The organism is Thermococcus sp. CX2 (assembly GCF_012027555.1).
Classification (GTDB): domain Archaea; phylum Methanobacteriota_B; class Thermococci; order Thermococcales; family Thermococcaceae; genus Thermococcus.
In genome coordinates this window covers 1-22,122 of record NZ_SNUQ01000002.1, presented here as the reverse complement: position 1 = coordinate 22,122, position 22,122 = coordinate 1, and the positions used below count along the sequence as shown (strand labels likewise).

Genomic DNA, 22,122 nt, shown 5'->3' with positions numbered 1-22,122 from the left:
TTCTGCTGATACTTTTTAAACCTGGGCGTCACAACCGAAAAGCTTAAAGTAGTCTTTTCTTACATTAGGTTAGGGAAAGAGGGGGTGAGAGCATGGAGTTAAATAAGAACATGGGACGGTTGCTTGACATACTGGGAAACGAGACGAGGCGTAGGATACTCATCCTGCTCACCAGGAGACCATACTTCGTGAGCGAGCTTAGCCAGGAGCTTGGAGTTGGCCAGAAGGCCGTTTTGGAGCACCTCAGGATACTCGAGAGTGCCGGACTGATAGAGGGCAGGGTAGAGAAGATCCCGCGCGGCAGGCCGAGGAAGTACTACATGATAAAGCGCGGCTTCCGTTTGGAGGTTCTCCTGACACCGTACACCTTTGGAACCGAGATGTACGAGCCCAAAGCGCCAAGGCCCACCCGTGAGTACGCCCAGGCAAGGGAGCTTATAAAGTCCACCGAGCCGACCGAGGACAAGATCAGAGAGCTCGTGACGTTCCTCTCTGAGATTCAGGAGAGGATAGAGGAACTCATAAGGACAAAGCAGGAGCTTGAAGAGGTTCGCCTCCTAACGGAGACCTACATCGAGAACCTCCTGCGGAGAATAGCCCTGGAGAACGAGCGCGAATTCGAGAGGCTCATGCGCGAGTTTGGTCCAAGGCTCCCCAGGAAGATACTGGAAGACCTCGATGACTTTTAGAAAGCGCCTTGAGAAGGAGAAAGTTAAAGCTCAGAAAAACGATGGATAGGGCATCAGAGTATCTTGCCCTCTTCCTTCATTCTCACGAGCCTGGTGATGTAGCCGGCTATCCTGTTCCTGATGGTCTTGCTGGTAACGTTGGTCAGCTCCTCGACCTTCTTCTTGTTGTGCTCGAAGTCCCTGGTGAACTGGTCTGGATAGCGGTCAAAGAGCTCCCTTGCAACCCTCTTAATGAACGTCTGCTTGATGTTTCCCATCATCAATCCCCCCATTAGCTTGAGTTTGACAACCATATGCCCAATCTCGAAAGCCGTTTTAAAACTTTTCCCTGGCTTAGGCTTATAAGCCCACCTTCAAAACTGGAACCATGCTCAAGGAAATCATCCGCTGCCGGGGCCACGAGAACGTTAGGGCCACGCACAAGTCCACGCTTGAGTTTACAAAGGAGGACTACCTCACGCCGAAGGGGGATTGCATACTCTGTATTGAAGCTGACAAGGGAATAAACGACCTTAGTGAGGAGTTTAAAGCCGCCCTGAAAGAGGGAAAGAGGCTTCTAATCCGCATTAAGGTCGGGGAGCTCGTGGACGAGGTCTTAGCCTGTGGCAGTCCAGAGCTGATTCTGAACCATGAATACTCCATGGTGATACGGAAGAGCACCTACGTGGATGGGAGAACGCTTGCGATAAAAGCGAACAAAGCCGCTAAAGACATAGACAGGCGCATCGTTGAGCTCCTGAAGAACCCCGAAACCATGGCGGAGATAGAGCTGATTATTCTTGATTGAGCGCTCTTTCAACCGCTGTTTTTGCAATATACCTTCGTTGAGATGTGTAAAGAAACCTTTAAATACTTGCCCATTTTATTAACCTTTGGTGATGAAAATGCTCGAGGGGTATTACATAATCGAGAACTCGGGAGTCGTCCCTGCTGAGCGGAGGTTCAAGTTCAAGGACTTGAGGGCATGGGGCTACGACCTTCACCTCGGAACCATAGAGGGCGAGAGGGCCTACTTCGTCTCGAAGGCGGGCGAGAGGCAGGAGGGAGAGACCTACACGGTTAGCGGTAAGGAGTACCACATTGACGAGACTCAGAAGGCAATACCGAAGAACGCGAGGCTTCTGGCCAGGATAGTCATCGAAAAGGGCCAGCCCTACCTCGAGTTTTGGTTAGAAGAGGAAGAGCAGAGCTTTCCGCTGGCCAGGGAGGACCCCAGGATAGTACTCCATCGCTTTTGGTCTGAGAAGGGCTTCAAGCAGCTTGAAAAATACGTGGGTTCAATCGGCTTGACCACTGACTTCTTCAAGGACAGGGTTTTTGTCAAGAGTCTCCCGCTGCCCTACGAGGAGTACCCACCCAAGGTCAGGCGCGTCCTGAGAGAAGTCAGAGATCTCCACCGCGACATGACGGGCTTTGGAAGATTCGTCTTCCAGTACTACGGCGAGGAAGGTAAGGCCCACAGCTACCGCCTCTGGTGGTTGCTCCCAACCATACACCTCTTCGACGTTGAGGTCGCCAACGAGGTGGACAAGGTTCTGGCTATGCTGGACTGATGCAGTTTATTTTCTTCCTCTGTTATCCATCCAACGGCAAAGGTTAGATCTACGGGAAATTTTGTCTTCTGGGAGCCCAATGTAATTCGAACGTTAATTGTCTTTTAGTTAATAGAGTCACCTTAAGCACGATTTTTGTAACACAATGTGTTGTTGATAATTTGGTGTTTTGGAAAGTTGGAATTTATCATAAAACCAAAAGTAATGGCCATTTTTATTGTCTGTATGGAAAGATTTATTTGGTATTTGAGCAATACAATTTTTGCCCTTTCGGGCAGGAGGGTATCCCATGGTTTCGGGGCAGATATTGCTACTGTTGCTGGCTATATCGGTTGGTCTAATTGTTTTGTTTACAGGGAAGTACAAAGTGCACGCATTTCTGGTGCTTCTAGGAGCAGCATACTTTGTGGGAATATTCTCGGGCCTCGGACTTTCAGAGACTGTAAATGCAATAGCCACGGGCTTTGGAGGAACCCTGAAGTCGATAGGTATAGTCATTGCAGCTGGAACAATAATCGGATATATTCTCGAAAAGTCCGGTGGAGCACTGTCCATGGCAGAGGCTGTTCTCAAGGTTGTCGGGAAGAACAGGGTTCCACATGCGATGAGTATAATCGGATACATAGTCTCAGTGCCCGTGTTCTGTGACTCGGGATTCGTTATCTTATCCCCACTCAACAAGACCCTGACCAAGCGTGCGGGCCTTTCCATGGCGGTTACTGCCATTGCGCTGAGCACGGGTTTATACGCTACCCACACCCTGGTGCCACCAACGCCGGGTCCAATTGCAGCCGCTGAAAATCTCAACGCGGATCTTGGACTTGTAATCATGCTGGGACTTATTGCCTCGATACCTGCCGCCATCGCTGGCCTCTACTATGCAATGAAGGTTGGAAGCAAGATACAAATCGAGCCCGACATAGAGGAGAGCTATGAGGATCTCATGCAGAAGTATGAAAAGCTGCCACCAGCCAGGTGGGCGTTTGCCCCTCTGGTTGTTCCGATACTTCTCATCGTTCTCAAGTCGGTAGCCGACTTCCCGTCTCACCCCTTCGGAACGGATACGCTCAAGAACTTCCTTGATTTCATTGGTCACCCAATAACCGCACTGCTGGTCGGTGTCCTCCTGTCGTTTAAGCTGGTTGAGAAGCTCGACGAGAGCATCTACGGACCCAATGGCTGGGTCGGAGAAGGTCTAAAGAACGCCGCAATCATCATCTTAATCACCGGCGCTGGTGGCTCCTTCGGGTATGTTCTGAGGGAGACGGGAATAGGTGACTACATCGGAAGCACTCTGGCAGCATACAATCTCGGACTTCTGCTGCCGTTTGTTATAGCCGCGCTTCTTAAGACCGCCCAGGGATCATCAACGGTTGCAATAATCACGACCTCAGCGCTTCTGTCTCCGATGATGGACTCACTGGGACTTGGATCTCCCTACGGCAGAGCGCTGGCAGTTTTAGCGATCGGTGCCGGTTCCATGGTCGTAAGCCACGCGAACGATAGCTACTTCTGGGTGGTTACGCAGTTCTCCAACATGGACGTCACCCAGGGCTACAGGCTCCAGACAATAGCAACCTTCGTTGAGGGTGTCGTAGCGGCCATAGTGATTTTAATCATGGGCGCGATTCTTCTTTGAGCCGGCTTTCTTTATTTTTTTAACTGAGGGGGAGAGGTGGTATGATGGGTACTGGCTTATCCCTATTTCCCAAAGGTGATCTCCGGAGAGCGGCCCTCGAAATAATGAACGCCGCACTTAAGGCGGCCGACCCCTACTTGGCTGTTAAAAGGACGCTCGAGTACCGCGAGGATAGGCTCTATGTGAATGGAAAGCCCTTCAATGTTCCAGGCAGGGTCTACCTCCTCGCTTTCGGCAAGGCTGCCTGCGCGATGGCTAAAGCTGCTTATGAGGTTCTCGGTGAGAGGATAGCGGAAGGCCTCGTCGTCACAAAATATGGATACGCTGCAAACTGCGTGGACGACCCGAAAATCACGGTAATCGAGGCGGGCCATCCAGTCCCTGATGAGAACTCTATGAGGGGCGCGCTGGCTGGCGTTGAGCTCGCGGAAAAAGTTGGGGAAGATGATTTACTTCTCGTCCTGATTTCAGGTGGAGGTTCGGCTCTCTTTACTCTCCCCGAGGACGGCATAAGCCTTGACGACAAGATACAGACGAACGAGCTTCTTTTGAAGAGCGGGGCGAAGATTTATGAGATAAACACCGTCAGGAAGCACATCTCAAAGGTGAAGGGCGGAAAACTGGCAAAGCTCGTGAAGGGGACGGTTGTAAGTTTAATCCTCTCGGATGTTGTCGGCGACCCCTTGGAGGCCATCGCCTCTGGACCAACTGTGAGCGATCCCACGACCTTTGAAGATGCCCACAGAGTTCTGAGGCTCTACGGCGTGTGGGACAAGCTCCCGGAGAGTGTTAGGGGGCACATAGAAAAAGGCCTCCGGGGGGAAGCAGAGGAGACCCTCAAAGAAGATTTGCCCAACGTTCACAACTTCATAGTGGGGAGCGGGGCTATAGCGTGTGAGGCCGCAAAAAGAAAGGCCGAAGAGCTCGGCTTTAATGCCCACATCCTGACGACCACCCTTGAAGGCGAGGCAAGAGAAGTAGCGCTCGCAATCGGCTCGCTGATTCAGGAGATAGCCTCGAGAAACCGGCCCTTTGAGAGGCCCGCCGTTCTGATAGCAGGCGGTGAGTGGACAGTCACGATTGAGGGGGAAGCTGGTCTCGGCGGCCCGAACCAGGAGTTCGCGCTGAGCATAGCGAGGAAGATAGCCGGCTTAAACGCCGTAGTTTTGGCCCTTGACACCGACGGAACCGACGGTCCCACCGATGCCGCCGGAGGAATTGTTGACGGATCCACCCTTGAAAAGCTCAGCGAGGCTGGAATAGATGTGGAGGAAGTCCTTAGGAAACACGACGCCTACAGGGCCCTCGAAAAAGTAGGTGCGCTCCTCAGAACCGGCCCGACGGGGACGAATGTCAACTCGCTGGTGATAGCGGTGATTCCGTAGTAGAGGATATAAACATCTTCGCTGAAATCTAAGGGGAGATGAAATCATGAAAGGGATACCTAGAAGGGAACTTGTCAGAAAAGGCTGGCACGTTCTGCCCGGAATACTGGGAGCTCCAATAATCGTCTTCACGCCAAAGTGGGTAACGCTCCTAGTGGTGTGGGGATTCGCCTTCCTCTACACTCTCCAGCATCTCAAGCTCAGGAGGGGCTGGCGCTTCACCGTCCCTGTAGCAGACCTGAGCTACCGCCAGATGGCGAGGGAGGACGAGGCTGACAACTATCTGGGCAGCTTCCTCTTCTGGGTTACGATGGCGATGATATGTTCAATCTTCCCGAAGATAGCCGCCCTCTCGGCGCTGTGGGTCTCGACCTTCGGCGACTGCTTCAATGCGATAGTAGGCCGAGCCGTGGGCGGGCCGAGAATTCCGTGGAATGGGAGAAAGACCATCATTGGAAGTGTCACCATGTTCGTGGTCTCTCTGGTCATGCTGGTCTTTGCCCACAGAGTCCTTGGTATGCAGTATTCCCTTCCGTTCCTGGGATTGGTGGCCATGATTGCAGTATTTCTGGAGAGCCTCCCCATCCCGTCCGCCTACGACGAGTTTACCGTCCCCTTTTCGACTGCCCTTCTTCTGTGGCTCGCCTATGGCGGAGAGCTGCTGGGGGTGACGTGGTAGTTAGAATTGGATGAGCTTCCAGCCATGTCGGTGGGTTTCTATCCCCTCCGTTTTTATGTCAAGCCCTTTAATTTCTTCCTTCAGCTTCGAAATGAAGCGCGTGAACTTCTCGTCGTCCGTTAGAATCATGTAGCTTTCTGGGTAGTTCTCCCGCAGAACCCATTGGAACTCCTTTCCGGAGGCCCTGAGGTTCAGCACCTCGAAAAAGTAGCGGTCCGCGAAGCCCCTGGTCTCCTCTACGATGGTTCTGACATCGGTAACTCCTGGGATTATCGGGCTCACGAAGACGTAGGTTCTTACGCCCTCATCGTAAAGCCTCTGGAGCGCGGTGATCCGGGCCTTCTGAACAGGTGCCAGCGGTTCAAAGAGCCTCTTTTCCCTCCTATCAAAGCCGTTAATCGTCAGGCCGACCTCTATCGAGCGGAATTCCCGAAATAAGTCTATGTCGCGTGTGACCAGCGGCGACCTCGTCAGTATGGACAGCTCGTTTCTCTTGTCCATGTAGCGGAGAACCCGCCGCGTCAGCTTCAGTTTGGCCTCTATCGGTTGGTAAGGGTCGCTGACGGTTGACATCACAACGCTCCCCCGAATCCGCTTCCTGGCGAGCTCCGGTGCGTTGGTCTTCACCTCCACCCAGCTTCCCCACTCGCCGTAATCCCTCCACCGGCACAGAAACTTGGCGTAGCAGTACCTGCAGGAGAAGGCACAGCCGACGTACTGGTTAACCGTCCAGTTAACTCCCGGAATCTTCGAGCGGGTGTAGATGCTCTTGGCTTTTCTCTCGAGGACCTCAACTTTCATAAGCTCAGCTTCTTACTTTTCCTTAAAAGGTGAGCGGGATGGACTACGAGCTCCGCGTGAGGCCGGTGAAGTACGCCCGGCTTGAGGTCAGGCCGGATGGGAGGGTGGTCGTTACTGCTCCATCGGGCTTTGACGTTGATTCCTTCATCGAGAAGCACAGGGAGTGGCTAGAGAAAAAGATTGCCGAGGTCGAGAAGGCTAAGAACGAGGCCGAACTGGGTTTTCCCCTCGACGGCAGATTCTACCGCGTCATTCACGGAAGGAAGCCGAAGATACACGAGAGGTTTGAAACTGTAGTGCTCCCTCCGATGCCCGAACCGATGGTCTCGCTTCTCAGAGAGCGCCTCAGGAGGGAACTCCACGAGCTTATCGGGGAGTACTCTCGGAAGATGGGCGTCGAACCCGGGAAGGTCTACGTGAGGCTCGGCAGGAGCAAGTGGGGAAGCTGCTCTTCGAGGAAAAACCTGAGCTTCAACCTTCGTCTCATAGTCGTTCCGGAAAATCTGAAGCGATACGTCGTCGTTCATGAGCTCGCTCATTTAAGGCATCTTAACCACTCCAAGGCCTTCTGGGAGCTCGTCGGAAGGTTTTATCCCGACTACAAAACCGCCAGAAGGGAGCTCAAACACTGGTGGCGCGTGGTTGAGCTGAACCAATACTGGCGCTGGCTGGAGGGGAGGGAATGAAAAAGGGGGATTTCCTAAAGTTGCTCGCCCTGATGACGGATGAGCTGATTGTGGCTGGGTTACTGCTCTTTATTTTGCCTTCAATGGGGATAAACGTCCCTATACGTGGAATGATGATAGTTCTGGGGGTGCTGCTCGCTAAGGACGTCGCAGTGGCTCCATTTCTCCTCGGAACCTTCGACAGGAAGGTCGAGGTTGGAGTGGAGGCTTTGATTGGGAGAACCGCCGTGGTCGTTGAAGATCTGGCTTCCGAAGGACTGATTAAGCTCGACGGCGAGCTCTGGCGCGCCGAATGCCTCAAAGGAACCGCGAAGAGTGGCCAAGAAGTCAGGATAGTGGCCGTCAGGGGGACTAAGGTTCTCGTGGAATGCCCAGCATAGAGAGAATCTTTGCTATCTCCTCGGGCCGGTTGGTGGAGAATGAGACGCTCCAGCCCTTCCGCGGAATTATCACCACACAACCCCTGGCGGGCAATGTGAAGTGCACCATCCCGTAGCACTTCATCCAGCTATCGCCGACCTTGAAGCTGGCGATGTTCTCCAGGGGAATCGTCTTCCTCATTATTAGTCCTAAGGTTCCGCGTATCCTTATCTCACGGTCGTCTATCTCTATCCTCATCGCCATGATGTCCAGTAGAAGGACTAAGACCACTGCAGTGGCTGGGAGCATGACCTCAAGGCCTTCCCCTGTTCTGTAGGTCTGATACGTCCCCCAGAGCATTGCCGCTAGAGGGATAGTCATTAAGAGCTGAAACACCCTGCTTGTCACAGTTTCTTCATAGAGCATATAGGGAATTGGCAAAAGATGTTATAAACGTTGGCTAAGAGATGGATATTGTGATAACATGGTGCGGATAATGTCTGTCGACAGGCTGACGGATGAAGACGTTAAGGAAATTCTGACCAAGTACAGGAAAATCGCCCTCGTGGGCGCATCACCAAAGCCCGAAAGGGACGCCAACAAGGTTATGAGATACCTTATCGAGCACGGCTACGAGGTCTATCCAGTAAACCCCCACTACGAGGAAGTTTTGGGGAGAAAGTGCTACTCGAGCGTTCTAGACATTCCAGACGAGGTGGAAATCGTTGACATCTTCGTTAGACCGGAGTTCGCGATGGACTACGTCGAGCAGGCGATAAAGAAGGGCGCCGAGGTCGTCTGGTTCCAGTTCAACACCTACAGCCAGGAGGCCTTTAAGAGAGCGAAGGAGGCCGGATTAATGGCAGTTGCCCACCGCTGCATGAAGCAGGAGCACGAGAGGCTGATAGGGGATTAACCCCTGTACCTCAGCACGTGGATGTCCCTTACGAGCCTGTGCCTCTCCTCGTAGTCGGTGTACCTTCCCAGAACCTCGAAGCCGAGTTTCCCGAGCCACTTCCTATCTTTTCTATATATTCCGCCGCCGGAAAGCCTGTAGGCCGGAAAGACGAAGACTACCCTTCCGTTTCTTTTAAGGACGTCGGCAAAGCTTTCAAAGACCTGGTAGTAAAACCTATCAAGCTCGTTGGCGAGCTTTATCGCCTCCCCGCGCGTCGGGTTCCTCTTGAGGGGCTTGCCGAGGTAGGGCTCGGTAACTATTGCATCAAAGCGCGTCCTGAAGCACCTCTTCAGCTTCCTCGCGTCGCAGACTTCCAGGTGGGCCGAGTTTTTAAGCCTGAACTCCTTCCTTAGCCAGGCGAGGTTTTTCTTGGCATCGCGTATTGCCTTCTCGTCTCTGTCGCTCCCGTGGGCGTTTAATCCCTGGAGAACGAATTCCTGGACTATAGTCCCTATGCCACAGAATGGGTCGAGGAAGTTACCCTTCCTGACCTCCGTGAGGTTCACCATTATGCGCGCGAGCCGTGGGGGGATAGAGAGTATTGGCCTCTGAACCGGCCTCTCCACGTCGAGCTTCTTGAGCTCGAAGGGATCCGCAACCTTCACCGTCTCCCCGACCCAGAGGCTCTCGCCGAAGAGGAATACGAAGTCTTTAGTTTCTGGAAAGCCCTTGAGGATGAGCTCGGCTGGCATGGCGTAAACTTTGGCCGGCTTGAAGAACTTGGAAGGTCCTTCAGCTTTGAATTGTCTCTTTATCTCGCTCCCAAGCTTCCGCCAGAGCTTCCAGTCGCTCTTCCCGTAGAGGCTCACGGTGAAGAGCTTGGAGTATTCAAACTCGCCTATAGTCTCTTCGCCCTCACCAAAAACCTTCACCAGCTTTAGCGAACCTCCGAGCCATCTAAAATAGCGTTCAACGTTTGGGCTTGATTCAAACACCAGCCAGTCCTGCCCAGTCTCAACTACCCTGACCTTTAGGTTAAACCTTCTCGCGAAGGCGTAAAATTCTGCCTCGCTGAGGCGGGGATTCTTACCAAATATTACTGCATACATGGTTCCTCCCTTCTGTCCGGCTCTTAAAAACGTTCCGAGGGTTAGGTTTAATAAGATTAAGCGCGCACCTGGATTAAAGCTTGAGTCTTAATGTAAAATTTACTCTCGCGGATGAATGTCATGCTGATTAAAGAGATACTCGTCTCCGAGATTCTCCTCAAAGCACTCGAACGTGAGCTTGCGGGGAGGGTGGCACCATGGAACGGCTCCGGGCGCTGATGGGGCAGAAGGTAGGCATGGTGGAGTTTATAGGGAACCTCATCTACCTGCTCCTGACGAACAAGGAGGTTTACTCAGACGAGGTTCTCTTCGGGGATGTCGTGGGGGGTTAAAAATCCTGAGGAGATCCTCATAGAGATCCAGAAAAACCTCGGGGTGGTGAGGTAGATGCTCTTCGAGATTGAGGTTCCTACTAAGGAAAGGTTTCAGATAATAGACATAACCAGGGAGATCCAGCACGTAGTATGGAGGAGTGATGTGACGAGCGGCATAGTGGTGGTTTTCACAAAGCACACCACCACGGGCCTGTTAATCAATGAAAACGAGGAGAGGCTTCTTCAGGACATAAAGGCAAAGATGAAGGAGCTTGTCCCTAAAGGCACTGGCTACGGTCACGACACCATCGACAGCAACGCCCACTCCCACATCAGGGCGAGCCTTTTCCTGAGCCCTGAGGTTGTCGTGCCTATAGACGAAGGGGAGCTCCTCCTTGGAACTTGGCAGAGGATTCTTTTCGTCGAGCTCGACGGCCCGAGGCGTAGGAAGGTGCTCGTTAAGATATGCAAGTGCTGATTCATCTGACGTATTGGGCGTAATAGGCCAATGCCTTCAGCAGGTCGTTGAAGCCCTTGTAGGTTACAAGCGAGAGCGGAATGGCATCCTGCTCGAGGCGCTTCTTTATTATCTTCCTCAGCTCTTCAACCCTCTCGGCTGGAACGAGGTCGATTTTGTTGATGACGACTATTATTGGCTTCTCGTGACGCATCTTGAGGAGGTGGTGGAGCTTCTCCATGCCCCTGTGAAGACCGTACTGGGCATCCACCATGTGGATGACGATATCGGAAGATAGGATTTCATTCAAAATCTCTCTGAACTTCTCCTCGCTGAGGACCTTCCCCCTGAACTCCCTCTGGGGGTCGAAGAGGCCGGCGGTGTCTATCAAAACGAACTCATCCGCCCCTCCGAGCGGGTTTTTCATGCTCTTCGGTATCTTCAGCTTGCCGAAGCGGCGCCTTATTATGCCCTTCGTCGTTCCTGGAAGGTTCTCGACCTCTGAGATTCTACCACCGATGAGCGCGTTCATGAGGGTTGACTTGCCAACATTCTCGGCACCGATAATCGCAACCTTTATCATACCCTCACCCCACACATAATAGGCAACGTGGGGCTATAAAGGTGATGAACATGCCCAAAAGGGTCAAGCTGGGTCACCATTACTATTACATCGTTACCGTTGATGAGCTCCATGCCGGTGGTTTCAGGGGTAAGAACGTTGTTATAGAGGGCACCATCGAGGACAAACCCCTAATTGAGTTCCTTCCTATGGAACTTCCGGGATACAGAACCACGTTCAAAGTTTCTGGCATCAGGATAGAGTTCTCCGGAAGCCCCTGCCTGGGCAAGGGGGAGTGGGTGAGGGTTTACGGAAGGTTCTTGGGTGACTGCATAATAGCGAGTGCGATAGAGACCGAAAAAGCGGTTTTCACTACGGAGGATTGAAGATGCTCGATCTGTTTTTTGAGGCCGGCAACCTGAAGAGGCTCCCCAGAACCGGGTGGCTCCTTCGGGGAGTTTCGAATCCCGAAAGCATAGCCGACCACAGCTATCGGGTCGTTCTGATAACCCTCTTTCTCGCCGACTCGCTGAGGGAGAGGGGAGTGGATATAGACGTTGAGCGGGCCCTTAAGATAGCGATCCTCCACGACCTTGCCGAGGCGAGGATAACGGACATACCACTGACTGCCCAGTACTACCTCGACAAGAAGAGGGCCGAGACGAGGGCCGCGATGGAGATTTTCATCAAGGCCGGTCCTAAGGCCAGAGACTACTTCGAGCTTTTCAGGGAGTACGAGGAGGGCCTTAGCTTGGAGGGCAGGTTAGTTAAGTTCGCCGATAAACTCGAGATGCTGATCCAGGCGCTTGAGTACGAGGAGGCCGGCTTCAGGAACCTCGACGAATTCTGGAGTGCCCTGGATGACCTCAGGAAAAGCGAGTTCTATGAACATTTCCGGGATCTGGTCGAGGGACTCGCCGCTCGACGTAAACAGAAATGTTAACTTAAACATGTTTGTTTTCTCAAAACGCTTAAATACCCGCTTCTGGGTATTAGTTCGGTGGTTCCAATGAGGTGGAAGGGCATTCTCTTAATGGCTGTTCTCATCCTTTCAGTGGTCGCCGCGGGATGTATAAGCGGCGATGGCTCTGAAACTTCGACCTCTGGACCTAAGGAGGCGACGCTGATAGTCTTCCACGCCGGCTCGCTCAGCGTTCCGTTCCAGCAGTTAGAGGAAGAGTTCGCAAAGTACGCAGAGGAGAACCTCGGATATAAGGTAACTTTTCAGGATGAGGCCAGCGGAAGTGTTGCGGCCGTCAGGAAGGTCACGGACCTCGGTAAGAAGGCCGACATAGTCGCCGTCGCCGACTACACCCTCATACCCCAGCTGATGATACCCAACTACACCGACTTTTACGTCATCTTTGCCACCAATGAGATAGTCATAGCCTTCACCGACAAGAGCAAGTACGCTGACGAGATAAACTCCGACAACTGGTATGAGATTCTCTCAAGGGACGACGTTTCCTTCGGCTTCAGCGACCCGAACCAGGACCCCTGCGGTTACAGGAGCGTTATGGTCATGAAGCTCGCCGATTACTACTATGGCAAGCCAATCTTTGAGACCCTCGTCGAGAAGAACACCAACATTTACTTCAACGGTACCCACATCGTGGCCCCGAAGGAGATTCAGATTAAGAACGACCGCGTCGTCATAAGGCCTAAGGAGACAGACCTCACAGCACTGGTTGAGAGCGGCTCCCTTGATTACTACTTCATCTACAAGAGCGTGGCCGAGCAGCACGGCCTCAAGTACATCGAGCTCCCCAACGAGATAAACCTCAAGGACTTCAAGATGGCAGACTACTACGGCAAGGTTCAAATTTACATTGGCTCAACAGAGAAAGTTATCCAGGCAAAGCCCATCGTTTACGGCGTCACCGTCCCCAAGGAAGCCCCCAACAGGGAGCTGGCGATGGAGTTCCTCAAGTACCTCCTGAGCGAGAAGGGTAAGGAGGTATTCCAGAAGAACTATCAGGACTTCATATGGCCGCCGGTAGCTTTCGGCAACGTGCCCGACGAAATCAAGGACATGGTCACGGTTGAGGGATGATATTTTTATTTCCCTCTTCAAAATTTTCTGGGGGGCGAAAATGAAGCGCGACTACACGGTGGCGTTCTTTGCCCTCATGGGGAGCTTCATAGTGCTCTACATTGCAATTCCCCTAATTGTGATTTTCCTTAAGCAGGCCTCCGACTGGGGGATGCTCGTAAAGACGCTCCACGACGAACTCGTCATAAAGGCCCTCAAGAACTCCCTGCTAACGGCAACCGCGACCGCGTTAATATCACTCCTCTTCGGCGTTCCTCTCGGCTACGTCTTGGCTAGAAAGGACTTCAAAGGTAAAAGCCTCGTTCAGGCCATAGTTGATGTTCCAATCGTTATTCCCCATTCTGTCGTCGGTATAATGCTCCTGGTAACCTTCTCGAGCGCCATTCTTGACAGCTACGCCGGAATAATAGCGGCGATGCTCTTCGTTTCAGCTCCCTTCGCGATAAACGCCGCGCGCGATGGATTTTTGGCAGTGGATGAAGAGCTGGAGCACGTCGCGAGAACCCTCGGCGCTTCGAGGCTTAGGGCCTTCTTCTCAATAGCCCTCCCAATGGCGTTTCCAGCCATAGCGAGCGGCGCGATAATGACCTGGGCCAGGGCCATAAGCGAGGTCGGAGCGATTTTGATAGTCGCCTACTATCCCAAGACCGCCCAGGTTCTGGTCATGGAGTACTTCAACAACTACGGGCTGAGGGCATCGAGGCCCATTTCGGTGATACTCATAGTCATGAGCCTCACCATATTTGTGGTACTTAGATGGCTCGTGGGGAGGAGGGCAAATGCTGGAAGTTAAATCAATCTCCAAGGACTGGAAGGAGTTCAAGCTTAGAGAGATAACCTTCGGCGTGGAGGCGGGCGAGTACTTCATAATACTGGGCCCGAGCGGGGCTGGAAAGACCGTCCTGCTGGAAATTATAGCAGGCATAATGGAGCCCGATTCCGGAAAGGTGATCCTCGATGGGAAGGATGTGACAGACTGGCCCCCCGAAAGGAGGAGTTTAGCTTATATCCCGCAGAACTATGCCCTCTTTCCCCACATGAGCGTTTACGACAACATAGCCTTTGGCCTGAAGTTAAGAAGGCTTCCTAAGGGGGAGATTGAAAGGAAAGTGAGAGACATAGCGGAGGTCCTCGGCATAGACCACCTCCTCCATAGGAAGCCGAAAACGCTGAGCGGCGGAGAGAGCCAGCGCGTCGCCATAGCGAGGGCCTTGGTGATTGAACCGAAGCTTCTCCTCCTCGACGAGCCCTTCGCCAACCTCGACGTCCAGACGAGGGCTAAGCTCATAGGGGAGATGAAGCGCTGGCGTAAAGAGCTCGGCTTCACGGCCCTACACGTTACCCACTCCTTTGAAGAAGCCGTCAGTCTGGGTGATAGAGTTGGAGTGATGCTTTCGGGGAGACTCGTGCAGGTGGGAAGCATTAGGGAGGTCTTCTCAAGGCCAGCTAACGAGGAGGTCGCCCGCTTCCTCGGCTTCGAGAACCTCATCGAGGGCTTTGCCGAGGGGAGGAAGCTCAGAACTAACGGTCTTGAGATAGAGCTCCCGGTTGAGGTGCATGGCAAGGTTCGCGTTGGTCTAAGACCGGAGGACATAATCCTGTCGCTTGAGCCCATAAGAACATCCGCGAGGAACGAGTTCAAAGCCACCATTGAAGCCGTTGAGGAGCTTGGGCCTCTCGTCAGGGTGAGGCTCAGGGCCAAGGGATTGGAGCTGAGCGCCTTTATAACCCGCTCATCCATGCTCGAGATGGGGATAGGGAAGGGAAAGGAAGTCTGGGTGAGCTTCAAAGCGAGCGCCCTTCACGTCTTCTGAGCTTGTCTTTAATTTCCACGGGCAGTTTGTCGTAGAACTCCTCCAACACTTCAATGAGTTCCACGAGTTCTTTTGCAGTTAGAACCGTCGTCTTCGGTCCGATTTCGACCACTACGGCGTTGTATTCATCTGGAGAAACTTCCTCAAGCTCGTCGAGGTGCTCGTCCTTCCTCGGAATCAGGTTTATCTCTCCCACCTGCCGCGATTTCCCGATGTCGAGCTCCCACTCCTCGATTGGGGTCTCCTTTGGACAGTCGAGTCTCTCCACGAGTATCTTGATGTCCGCTACCGGCGTCCCATCGTGGGCGTCTATCCAGTCTATGTACAACCTGTTTCCCTTTATTCTGTGGATTTTGACCGCATAAATTGCCAAGGGGTTAGGCCTAACGGGAGAGCGCGTGGCGAAGACGCCCGTGAGGGGATTTTTAGGGTTGTTGTAGGGATGAACTTTCAAGACGTTCCTCCGTTCGGGCGTGTCGCTTTCATGGAACCAGAGGATGAGCTTTATCCAGTCTCCCTCCCCAAGCCCCTCTACTGCTTCGCTGAACTCTGGATAGATTTCAAGCCAAGTTTTCTCGTTTTCTTTCCTGACCCTGCCAACGGGGATAATCTTGAAGGGCTCAAATTCCATAACATCACCAGAAGAAGAAAAGAAGAGAGAGTTAAACGCTTTACGGAAGGAGATCGTTGGTGAAGCCATCTGCTATAACAGGCGTTTGCTGCTCGCAGTTGGCGAAGGTGTAGTCAAATGCCTCCTCAACAGTGACGTCCGGAGTGGCGGGGTCTCCATCGTGGTCGTAGACATCGGCGTAGCCCTCGTTGATGCCCTCAAGGAAGAAGTAGTACGTGAACTGACCGTGTCCCCACTCGGAGCTCTCAAGTGAGAATTCCCTCTCTCCAGAGGCCATAACCACTATCCTGCCCTCGGCGGCCAAATCGGTCATTCCTCCGGAGTAGCAGCTGTCGAAGATGAATATTATCCTGTCAGTCGGGAAGTCCTCGAACCATGCCCTGAGCTGTCCGTCCCATATAAGGATGAAGCTGCCATCCGGGTTGCCGTCGTGGGTGACTATCGCCTCGTCTATTACCTCACTGTCTCCATCATCGGCCCTTCCGGTTGAACCGTGCCCGCTGAAGTAGAAGACAGCCTCATCACCCGGCTGAACCTTCGATTTGAGCTCCATAACCGCGTCGTATATGTTGTAGAAGCTCGCGTCCATGTTGAGGAGGAAGATTATGTTCTCCGGCTTGAATCCATAGACGTTGATGAGCGTGTCATAAACCAGCTGGGCATCATCATCGGTGTATTGCAGATCGCTCGACGTGCCTGGGTAATCTGCTATCCCGATGACTATTGCGTACTTCTCTCCTTCGACTGGGGCCCCGAGAATACCCGTTGCCGCGGTTGTGGTGCTCGTTCCCCTGCCCCTTCCGCCGCGGAATCCTCCTGCCTTTGGAATGTAGTCCACACTTATCTTGTGTCCTATCTTCACGTCCTCTGCATACAGGGGCTTGGAGTAGTCTATGCCGTGCCTCTGCTGGACAGAGGCGACCATTGGTATACTCAGTAGGACTACTAACACCACAAATATAGCTGAAAGTTTCTTCATGTGGATCACCGCAACTGGGTATGGATTTATGCATAAAAAATTTTCTTTAAATTGTGCTTGGAGGACAGCCCTTATCGTTACAAGCAGCAATGAAAGAGTTCTCAAAAGTGAATAAAAATTGGAAAAATCTTTGCATTATTTTTGCGGACAAAATCAACGCTGTCCTTATGTCCCGTGCTCCCAGCTCTCGAGATATTTCCTCTGCTCCTCGGTGAGCTGCTCGATTTCAATGCCCATGGCTTTCAGTTTTATCCTCGCCACCATCTCGTCTATCTCCCTCGGGAGCACGTAGACTTTAGGCTCAAGCTTATCGTGGTTGTTCCTGATGTACTCGGCCGCCTTCGCCTGTAACGCGAAGCTCATGTCCATAATTTCGGCGGGATGACCATCCGCTGCAGCCAGATTGACGAGTCTGCCCTCCGCGAGGAGATAGAGCCTTCTGCCGTCTTTCATCTTGTACTCGGTTATGTTCGGCCTCGGCTGGTTTATCTCAACGGCTAATGCCTCTAGGTCGGGCTTGCTTATCTCAACGTCGAAGTGGCCCGCGTTGGCCAAAATGACGCCGTCCTTCATGAGCTCGAAGTGCTCTCTCCTTATGCAGTTGATGTCTCCGGTTGCCGTGATGAAGATGTCTCCAACCTTCGCCGCTTCAGTCATAGGCATCACTAAGAAGCCGTCCATCCTGGCCTCCAATGCCCTTATTGGGTCCACCTCGACGACTATGACGGTCGCTCCAAAACCCCTCGCGCGCATCGCTATTCCCCTCCCGCACCAGCCGTAGCCGACGACAACGACGTTCTTGCCGGCAACGAGAAGGTTCGTCGTCCTTATTATGCCGTCCCACGTCGACTGGCCCGTTCCGTAGCGGTTGTCGAAGAGGTACTTGGTATAGCTGTCGTTGACCGCTATGATCGGGAACTTCAAAACCCCGTCCTTCTCCATGGCGCGGAGCCTTATGACGCCGGTCGTCGTTTCTTCACTCGCCCCCCAAATGTTATCGATAAGCTCGGTTCTCTCCCGGTGGACGACGCTTATCATGTCGGCACCGTCGTCTATGATTATGTTCGGTTCTATATCCAAAGCCCTGTGCATGTTCTCGTAGTATTCCTCCCTGCTCTCGCCCCTTACAGCGTAAACCTTAACACCCGCCTTAGCTAAAGCCGCAACCACGTCATCCTGAGTGCTCAGCGGGTTGCTTGCTGCTGCAGAAACCTCTGCTCCTCCAGCTTTCAGCGTGAGAAGCAGAAAAGCGGTCTTCATCTCGAGGTGGAGCGTGGCGGCTATCTTAACCCCCTTGAAGGGCTTTTTCTCCTCGAAGTCCTTCCTTATGCTCTGCAAAACCGGCATGAATCTTGACACCCAGTCGATCTTCTTCTCGCCGCTTGGGGCGAGCCTTATGTCCCTAACGCAGTAGTCCTTCGTGCAGTCCATTACCATCACCGCAGGATTTTAATCCTTGAACATTAAAAGCTCATTGGTGGTCCCATGATAATCGACCTCTCCATATCCATTGGTGAGGACACCCCTGTCTACCCTGGCGACCCTGAGGTGAAGGTAAAGCCCTGGGCGAGGATAGAGCGTGACGGCTACTACATGAACGCACTCCGTCTCGGGGAACACACGGGGACGCACGTCGATGCTCCGGCACACTTTATACCAGGAGGGAAAACAGTTGACGAGATGCCCCTTGAAAAGTTTATGGGCCCCGGCCTCGTTATCGATGTCCGAAGCGGTGAAGGACTAGTAGGGCTTGAAGAGGTGCCTGACTCCGGATTCCTGGGGAGGGTTGTTCTGTTCCTCACTGGAGGGAGGGAGCTATCACCAGAGGTTGCCCTGTTCCTTGTCGCGGAGGGAGCCAGAGCTGTTGGAACAGACGCCATGAGCATAGGGGATGATGCCGTGCACAAGATACTCCTCAGTGAGGAGGTACCAATCTTCGAGAACCTTACCAACCTCGAGCTTTTGGTGGGGAAAGAGTTCACATTCATAGCATTTCCACTGAAAGTTAGGGGAGGTTCGGGCAGTCCAGTCCGAGCAGTTGCTATAGTCAAATAAGCCTGTGTCAGTATAGGTTTGATACTATTACATCTCAGCCGTTTTCTAGATTTGGCGGTGAATCCTCGATTTTTAAACGCAGCTAAACATTGAGAAACCTTTGTTAACAGTTACTGGATAAAAACCTGATCTCAACGCTTTTTTCTAAACAATGGGTAACACAGCTGGACGATTTCCTGAAAAAAGCTTAAATATGTCCTTTTTCATAAGGATAACTGAGGTGAAGTGCCATGATGGTAAAGAAAGTCCTGGCAATCCTGTTCGGGTTGCTTATGGTAGCAATGCCAGTGAGTTTTACCGGTGTCAGCGCGGCGACGAGCAACATAGTCATCCTTGTCAGCGATAATGCCGCGGACAAGGGCATAGCAGAATACCTCGCCAACGTGACCGGCGCGGTTATCGTGACGACCACATGGGGTGTCTACGATCCGAACGTTACCGCTGAGATTATGAGTTACGCTCCCGATGAGGTCATAATAATCGGCGGTCCGGACGCTGTAGTTGAAGAGTACGTTACAGACCTCCAAGAGCTCGGCATCTCGGTCGAACGCTGGGGTGGAGAGAACAGGTACGAGACCAACCTCATAGTCATGACCCAGGCCCCGGTCAAGTTTGGACTCAAGTTCAACGGAAGCGTTATGGTCGCTGGAAACGACAGCCTGGCAATTCAGAACGCCATCAGGATAGCAGTTCAGAACAGGGCCATAATACTCTATATTAACAAGACCACGAACATTACCCTGCTGATGGAGAGGTTCCAGATAAGGAACATGACTATGGTTCACACCCATGCCTCCGAAATGACCATGGAGCTGGTTAGGAAGCAGCTCAAGGAGTGCAACTGCACCACAAACGAAGTCCAGGTCAACGTTACCAAGGAGACCGTGCTTCAGCTGATGATTCAGATCAGGGAGAGGCTAATGGCGATCGAGGAAATAGCCAACGCCACCAATACAACCCAGCTCATGGAGCAGGTTCGCGTCATGGAGATGACCATGGAGAAGGCCAACCAGGCCCTTCAGGCCGGCAACTACACCTACGCCTACCAGCTCATGCTTGAGCTCCAAGTTCAGACCCAATTCAGCCTCAAGGCAGCGAACGGCGAGATGAGAATAGCGATAAAGAACAGCGAGAAGATGGCTCTCGAGAGGGAGCTGGCGAAGCTTGAGGCCCAGATAAAGGTTATGGAAAAAGCCGGTCTCGACATGGCCCAGCTTAACCAGCTCATGGAGCAGTTCAAAATCGCCATCAAGAACGGTCAGTACGACGTTGCCAGGCAGCTGATGGACCAGATAAAGAGCATGATTCAAGAAGCTTACAAGAACAACAGGGAGGCCATAAGAAACGTCCCGAAGGAGAGGCCTCGAAGGCCGTGATCTCCTCTCTTTCCTTCCTCTCGCTGGATAACATCAGACATTCTTTTTATCTTTCTCCTCGGCTTGCATTCTGCGCCTCTTCTTCTGCTCCTTTAAGTATGGATACCTCATCACATGCCCGCAGTTGAGGCACTTGATCACCACGTGGGGCATCCGCTTGTTCCTCAGCCTAACCCTGGCGTTCACGCCGGGAACGAGGAACGAGTGGCATTTCTTGCAGTAGCGCCTCTTCCATTTCTTTGGCATCCTTATCTTGGCCTTCTGCTGAACGGCGAGGGCTATTTCGACGTAGCGGTTGGCTAATTCAGGCTCGTAGGGAAAGACGCGCTCGGCGAGCGTGAACAGAATATTCACTCTCTCCCTTGCTATTCTCTTCTTCTCCCGCTGCTCTCTCTGGCGTATGAACTTCTTTTTCGACATGATATCACCGTACCAGCCTCAGCTTTCCGGGAAATGGCTCGTAAATGTAGCCTGCGGCTATAAACCGCTCAATCAGACCCATCGCGTCGTCCCTACTAAAGCCAACATCAATGAGTGCCTTCAAAAACTCTTCCCTTGTCGTTTCCTCGCTGGAGCTTGTGGACACCAAGTCGCTGAATATTCTCAGGGCCCTGCTGGCTCTTACGTCGCGGGGAACGTAACGTTCGTACTCCTTTAGCAACCTCATCAATACATCTGGCCTATCCCTGAGAACCACCATCCAGTCGTTTACTATGGCATCGTTTATGAACAGGACATCGCGTGCTACTGAACCCTTCATTTTTCCTTCAAACCTCACTGCAGAGCCCAGGAGCCTGAGACTCAGGTGGTAACGTATCGTGGGGTTCATAAGTCCCCTTGGGGCTATCAACGCGTCGAATTTTTTATCGTACTCGTCCCTCTTCTCCTCCTGCCACCGGATGTACTTTCTCCTAAACTCCTCTATGGCCCCTGCGTTTATCGAGCTCACTTCCGCCCTCCTCAGGAACAGTGTGGCAATCAGGTTTGGCATGAGCTCCATTAGCTCACGGTTGTGCTCGTAGTATGGCCTCTCCTCCCAGGGGGCGAGAACAAAGGGAGCCTCGGAGGTTCTAGCCAGGAGTTCCGTGGGGTCTGCTTCCTTGTTTTCGGGTAGTAGCCCCACGGCTCGTTTTCCAAGTATCTCATTAGCGGCCCATTTGGGGAGTATCCGAAGACCCCTGCGGGAGTAGGGCACGAAGTAACGGAGGTTCGTGGAGTTGGGATTTGAGAGTCTAAAATCCAGGTCCAGGAATGGGTCTGAGACTTCCATTACCCTCTCGCGCCTTAGGCGCATTTCCCATGGTAGAGCGGAGTGGAAATACTTCAGAGCGCTCCACAGGGCCAGTAGTTCACTCTCCGCCTTGTAATGGTAGACGGTGAGGTCAAGACCTTCGCCCCAGCTTTGAGACAGCCCGAGAACCACGGGGGTGCCATAGAGAGAGTATATCAGAGCCTTTTCCATCTCGTATCTGACGTAGACAGTCCTGGAAAGCAGCCCTTCGACCTCCGTTTTGCTTAATGCGGCGCTCCTGTATTCGAGCCAGTACTCGGAGTAGTCCCTGCCCTCGATGCTCTCAACATAAAGCATTCTCAGATTTCCCCAGGAGTATGCGTCAATGATTCCCTTGACGACCACATACCTCCCGGGCTTTACATCCCCCGTGACCTGGCTCTTCTCGGTTAGTCTAAGCACTAGGTAAGCCCTGGGTGCATCTTTTGGCAACCCTGCAAGCTCCGAGGGGGGTACGGGGGACAGCAGATAATACGCTGCGTCAGCTGGCGCATATGGGGGTTTTCTCCCAATTAGGAAACCCCCTATTTCCAGATTGTCTCCGTTCTTTGCTCTCTGGATTTTCATCTGAAATTCCTTGATCCTCTTTGCTGGGTTTAGGGGTTCCCTTCTTCCCGCCCAATGGAGCAATTTCATAATCTCTTCGTCCATCACTACTACAGCAACCGTAAGATTTATAAATGCACCGCGGGAGGTATGTATCGGTACGGCGGTCATAGCGGCGGGGTTACACCCGGTCTCGTTTCGACCCCGGAAGTTAAGCCCGCCAGCGATCCCGGGTGTACTGCCCT

The 22,122-nt window shown here is 52.7% G+C and carries 27 protein-coding genes and 1 rRNA gene; 19 read left to right on the top strand and 9 right to left on the bottom strand.

Annotation, left to right across the window (positions count from 1 at the left end):
* Nucleotides 1-92 precede the first annotated feature (92 nt).
* A complete protein-coding gene (locus tag E3E23_RS04300; RefSeq protein ID WP_167906742.1) occupies nucleotides 93-689 on the top strand; it encodes an ArsR family transcriptional regulator in 597 nt (198 codons plus the stop codon).
* Nucleotides 690-742: 53 nt separating this feature from the next.
* On the opposite strand, the gene E3E23_RS04295 is transcribed toward E3E23_RS04300, so the two are convergent.
* Nucleotides 743-946 (bottom strand): 30S ribosomal protein S17e, encoded by a 204-nt coding sequence (locus E3E23_RS04295; RefSeq protein WP_167907416.1) that lies wholly within the window; start codon nucleotides 944-946, stop codon nucleotides 743-745.
* Nucleotides 947-1,056: 110 nt separating this feature from the next.
* Between E3E23_RS04295 and E3E23_RS04290 the strand changes: the two genes are divergently transcribed.
* The 5 genes from E3E23_RS04290 to E3E23_RS04270 all read left to right on the top strand — a co-directional run bounded on the left by E3E23_RS04290 (nucleotide 1,057) and on the right by E3E23_RS04270 (nucleotide 5,945).
* Nucleotides 1,057-1,476 carry a DUF371 domain-containing protein gene (locus E3E23_RS04290; protein ID WP_167906741.1) on the top strand — a complete coding sequence of 140 codons (420 nt, stop codon included), beginning with the start codon at nucleotides 1,057-1,059 and terminating at the stop codon, nucleotides 1,474-1,476.
* A gap of 97 nt (nucleotides 1,477-1,573) precedes the next feature.
* Nucleotides 1,574-2,242 carry a TIGR00703 family protein gene (locus E3E23_RS04285; protein ID WP_167907414.1) on the top strand — a complete coding sequence of 223 codons (669 nt, stop codon included), beginning with the start codon at nucleotides 1,574-1,576 and terminating at the stop codon, nucleotides 2,240-2,242.
* A 307-nt stretch (nucleotides 2,243-2,549) separates the two neighbouring features.
* Complete coding sequence (locus tag E3E23_RS04280) at nucleotides 2,550-3,881, top strand: GntP family permease (RefSeq protein WP_240920742.1); 1,332 nt, start codon at nucleotides 2,550-2,552, stop codon at nucleotides 3,879-3,881.
* Between the two features lie 44 nt (nucleotides 3,882-3,925).
* A complete protein-coding gene (locus E3E23_RS04275; RefSeq protein WP_167906738.1) occupies nucleotides 3,926-5,266 on the top strand; it encodes a glycerate kinase in 1,341 nt (446 codons plus the stop codon).
* Nucleotides 5,267-5,312: 46 nt separating this feature from the next.
* Entirely contained in the window at nucleotides 5,313-5,945 is a 633-nt protein-coding gene (locus E3E23_RS04270; RefSeq protein WP_167906736.1) for a diacylglycerol/polyprenol kinase family protein, read from the top strand.
* Here E3E23_RS04270 and E3E23_RS04265 read toward each other — a convergent pair whose 3' ends face one another.
* Nucleotides 5,946-6,746 (bottom strand): radical SAM protein, encoded by an 801-nt coding sequence (locus E3E23_RS04265; protein ID WP_167906734.1) that lies wholly within the window; start codon nucleotides 6,744-6,746, stop codon nucleotides 5,946-5,948.
* A gap of 38 nt (nucleotides 6,747-6,784) precedes the next feature.
* On the opposite strand from E3E23_RS04265, the gene E3E23_RS04260 reads away from it, so the two are divergent.
* Complete coding sequence (locus tag E3E23_RS04260) at nucleotides 6,785-7,432, top strand: M48 family metallopeptidase (RefSeq protein WP_167906732.1); 648 nt, start codon at nucleotides 6,785-6,787, stop codon at nucleotides 7,430-7,432.
* Nucleotides 7,429-7,812 (top strand): NfeD family protein, encoded by a 384-nt coding sequence (locus E3E23_RS04255; RefSeq protein WP_167906731.1) that lies wholly within the window; start codon nucleotides 7,429-7,431, stop codon nucleotides 7,810-7,812. Before E3E23_RS04260 ends, E3E23_RS04255 begins: the two co-directional genes overlap by 4 nt.
* Here the strand turns inward: E3E23_RS04255 and E3E23_RS04250 are convergent.
* Nucleotides 7,784-8,218 carry a hypothetical protein gene (locus E3E23_RS04250; protein WP_167906730.1) on the bottom strand — a complete coding sequence of 145 codons (435 nt, stop codon included), beginning with the start codon at nucleotides 8,216-8,218 and terminating at the stop codon, nucleotides 7,784-7,786. The two genes, E3E23_RS04255 and E3E23_RS04250, sit on opposite strands and share 29 nt — an antisense overlap.
* Before the next feature lie 58 nt (nucleotides 8,219-8,276).
* Between E3E23_RS04250 and E3E23_RS04245 the strand changes: the two genes are divergently transcribed.
* A complete protein-coding gene (locus E3E23_RS04245) occupies nucleotides 8,277-8,708 on the top strand; it encodes a CoA-binding protein (protein WP_167906728.1) in 432 nt (143 codons plus the stop codon).
* Here E3E23_RS04245 and E3E23_RS04240 read toward each other — a convergent pair.
* Nucleotides 8,705-9,799 (bottom strand): TRM11 family methyltransferase, encoded by a 1,095-nt coding sequence (locus tag E3E23_RS04240; RefSeq protein WP_167906727.1) that lies wholly within the window; start codon nucleotides 9,797-9,799, stop codon nucleotides 8,705-8,707. The two genes, E3E23_RS04245 and E3E23_RS04240, sit on opposite strands and share 4 nt — an antisense overlap.
* Nucleotides 9,800-9,996: 197 nt before the next feature.
* On the opposite strand from E3E23_RS04240, the gene E3E23_RS10060 reads away from it, so the two are divergent.
* Together E3E23_RS10060 and E3E23_RS04230 are read left to right on the top strand one after the other, a co-directional pair.
* Nucleotides 9,997-10,131, top strand: coding sequence for a hypothetical protein (locus tag E3E23_RS10060; protein WP_256366230.1), 135 nt, complete (start codon nucleotides 9,997-9,999; stop codon nucleotides 10,129-10,131).
* 55 nt (nucleotides 10,132-10,186) lie between these two features.
* The gene (locus E3E23_RS04230; protein WP_167906726.1) at nucleotides 10,187-10,591 is read left to right on the top strand and encodes a secondary thiamine-phosphate synthase enzyme YjbQ; all 405 of its coding nucleotides are present in this window, start codon (nucleotides 10,187-10,189) and stop codon (nucleotides 10,589-10,591) included.
* Between the two features lies 1 nt (nucleotide 10,592).
* Here the strand turns inward: E3E23_RS04230 and E3E23_RS04225 are convergent, their stop codons facing one another.
* On the bottom strand, nucleotides 10,593-11,153 hold the full coding sequence (locus E3E23_RS04225; protein WP_167906725.1) for an Era-like GTP-binding protein: 561 nt from the start codon (nucleotides 11,151-11,153) through the stop codon (nucleotides 10,593-10,595).
* A gap of 50 nt (nucleotides 11,154-11,203) precedes the next feature.
* On the opposite strand from E3E23_RS04225, the gene E3E23_RS04220 reads away from it, so the two are divergent.
* From E3E23_RS04220 to wtpC, 5 genes are all read left to right on the top strand, one after another.
* The gene (locus E3E23_RS04220; RefSeq protein ID WP_167907412.1) at nucleotides 11,204-11,518 is read left to right on the top strand and encodes a GTP-binding protein; all 315 of its coding nucleotides are present in this window, start codon (nucleotides 11,204-11,206) and stop codon (nucleotides 11,516-11,518) included.
* A gap of 2 nt (nucleotides 11,519-11,520) precedes the next feature.
* Complete coding sequence (locus E3E23_RS04215) at nucleotides 11,521-12,075, top strand: HD family hydrolase (protein WP_167906724.1); 555 nt, start codon at nucleotides 11,521-11,523, stop codon at nucleotides 12,073-12,075.
* Between the two features lie 66 nt (nucleotides 12,076-12,141).
* Nucleotides 12,142-13,185: a tungstate ABC transporter substrate-binding protein WtpA gene (gene wtpA / locus E3E23_RS04210; protein ID WP_167907410.1), complete on the top strand. Its 1,044-nt coding sequence runs from the start codon at nucleotides 12,142-12,144 to the stop codon at nucleotides 13,183-13,185.
* A gap of 40 nt (nucleotides 13,186-13,225) precedes the next feature.
* Nucleotides 13,226-13,978, top strand: coding sequence for a tungstate ABC transporter permease WtpB (gene wtpB / locus E3E23_RS04205; protein ID WP_167906723.1), 753 nt, complete (start codon nucleotides 13,226-13,228; stop codon nucleotides 13,976-13,978).
* Nucleotides 13,965-14,999, top strand: coding sequence for a tungstate ABC transporter ATP-binding protein WtpC (gene wtpC, locus E3E23_RS04200; protein WP_167906722.1), 1,035 nt, complete (start codon nucleotides 13,965-13,967; stop codon nucleotides 14,997-14,999). Before wtpB ends, wtpC begins: the two co-directional genes overlap by 14 nt.
* On the opposite strand, the gene tsaA is transcribed toward wtpC, so the two are convergent.
* From tsaA to E3E23_RS04185, 3 genes are all read right to left on the bottom strand, one after another.
* Nucleotides 14,971-15,630 carry a tRNA (N6-threonylcarbamoyladenosine(37)-N6)-methyltransferase TrmO gene (gene tsaA / locus E3E23_RS04195; protein ID WP_167906721.1) on the bottom strand — a complete coding sequence of 220 codons (660 nt, stop codon included), beginning with the start codon at nucleotides 15,628-15,630 and terminating at the stop codon, nucleotides 14,971-14,973. The genes wtpC and tsaA overlap by 29 nt on opposite strands.
* A 40-nt stretch (nucleotides 15,631-15,670) precedes the next feature.
* The gene (locus tag E3E23_RS04190) at nucleotides 15,671-16,609 is read right to left on the bottom strand and encodes a caspase family protein (RefSeq protein ID WP_167907408.1); all 939 of its coding nucleotides are present in this window, start codon (nucleotides 16,607-16,609) and stop codon (nucleotides 15,671-15,673) included.
* Nucleotides 16,610-16,774: 165 nt separating this feature from the next.
* On the bottom strand, nucleotides 16,775-18,040 hold the full coding sequence (locus E3E23_RS04185; RefSeq protein WP_167907406.1) for an adenosylhomocysteinase: 1,266 nt from the start codon (nucleotides 18,038-18,040) through the stop codon (nucleotides 16,775-16,777).
* Between the two features lie 54 nt (nucleotides 18,041-18,094).
* On the opposite strand from E3E23_RS04185, the gene E3E23_RS04180 reads away from it, so the two are divergent.
* Both E3E23_RS04180 and E3E23_RS04175 read left to right on the top strand, forming a co-directional pair.
* Nucleotides 18,095-18,664: a cyclase family protein gene (locus E3E23_RS04180; protein ID WP_167906720.1), complete on the top strand. Its 570-nt coding sequence runs from the start codon at nucleotides 18,095-18,097 to the stop codon at nucleotides 18,662-18,664.
* A 230-nt stretch (nucleotides 18,665-18,894) separates the two neighbouring features.
* Entirely contained in the window at nucleotides 18,895-20,040 is a 1,146-nt protein-coding gene (locus tag E3E23_RS04175) for a cell wall-binding repeat-containing protein (protein ID WP_167906718.1), read from the top strand.
* 33 nt (nucleotides 20,041-20,073) lie between these two features.
* Here E3E23_RS04175 and E3E23_RS04170 read toward each other — a convergent pair whose 3' ends face one another.
* Nucleotides 20,074-20,460 (bottom strand): ribonuclease P protein component 4, encoded by a 387-nt coding sequence (locus E3E23_RS04170; protein WP_167906716.1) that lies wholly within the window; start codon nucleotides 20,458-20,460, stop codon nucleotides 20,074-20,076.
* 1,576 nt (nucleotides 20,461-22,036) lie between these two features.
* On the opposite strand from E3E23_RS04170, the gene rrf reads away from it, so the two are divergent.
* Nucleotides 22,037-22,122 (top strand): 5S ribosomal RNA (gene rrf, locus E3E23_RS04160); the annotation flags it as partial.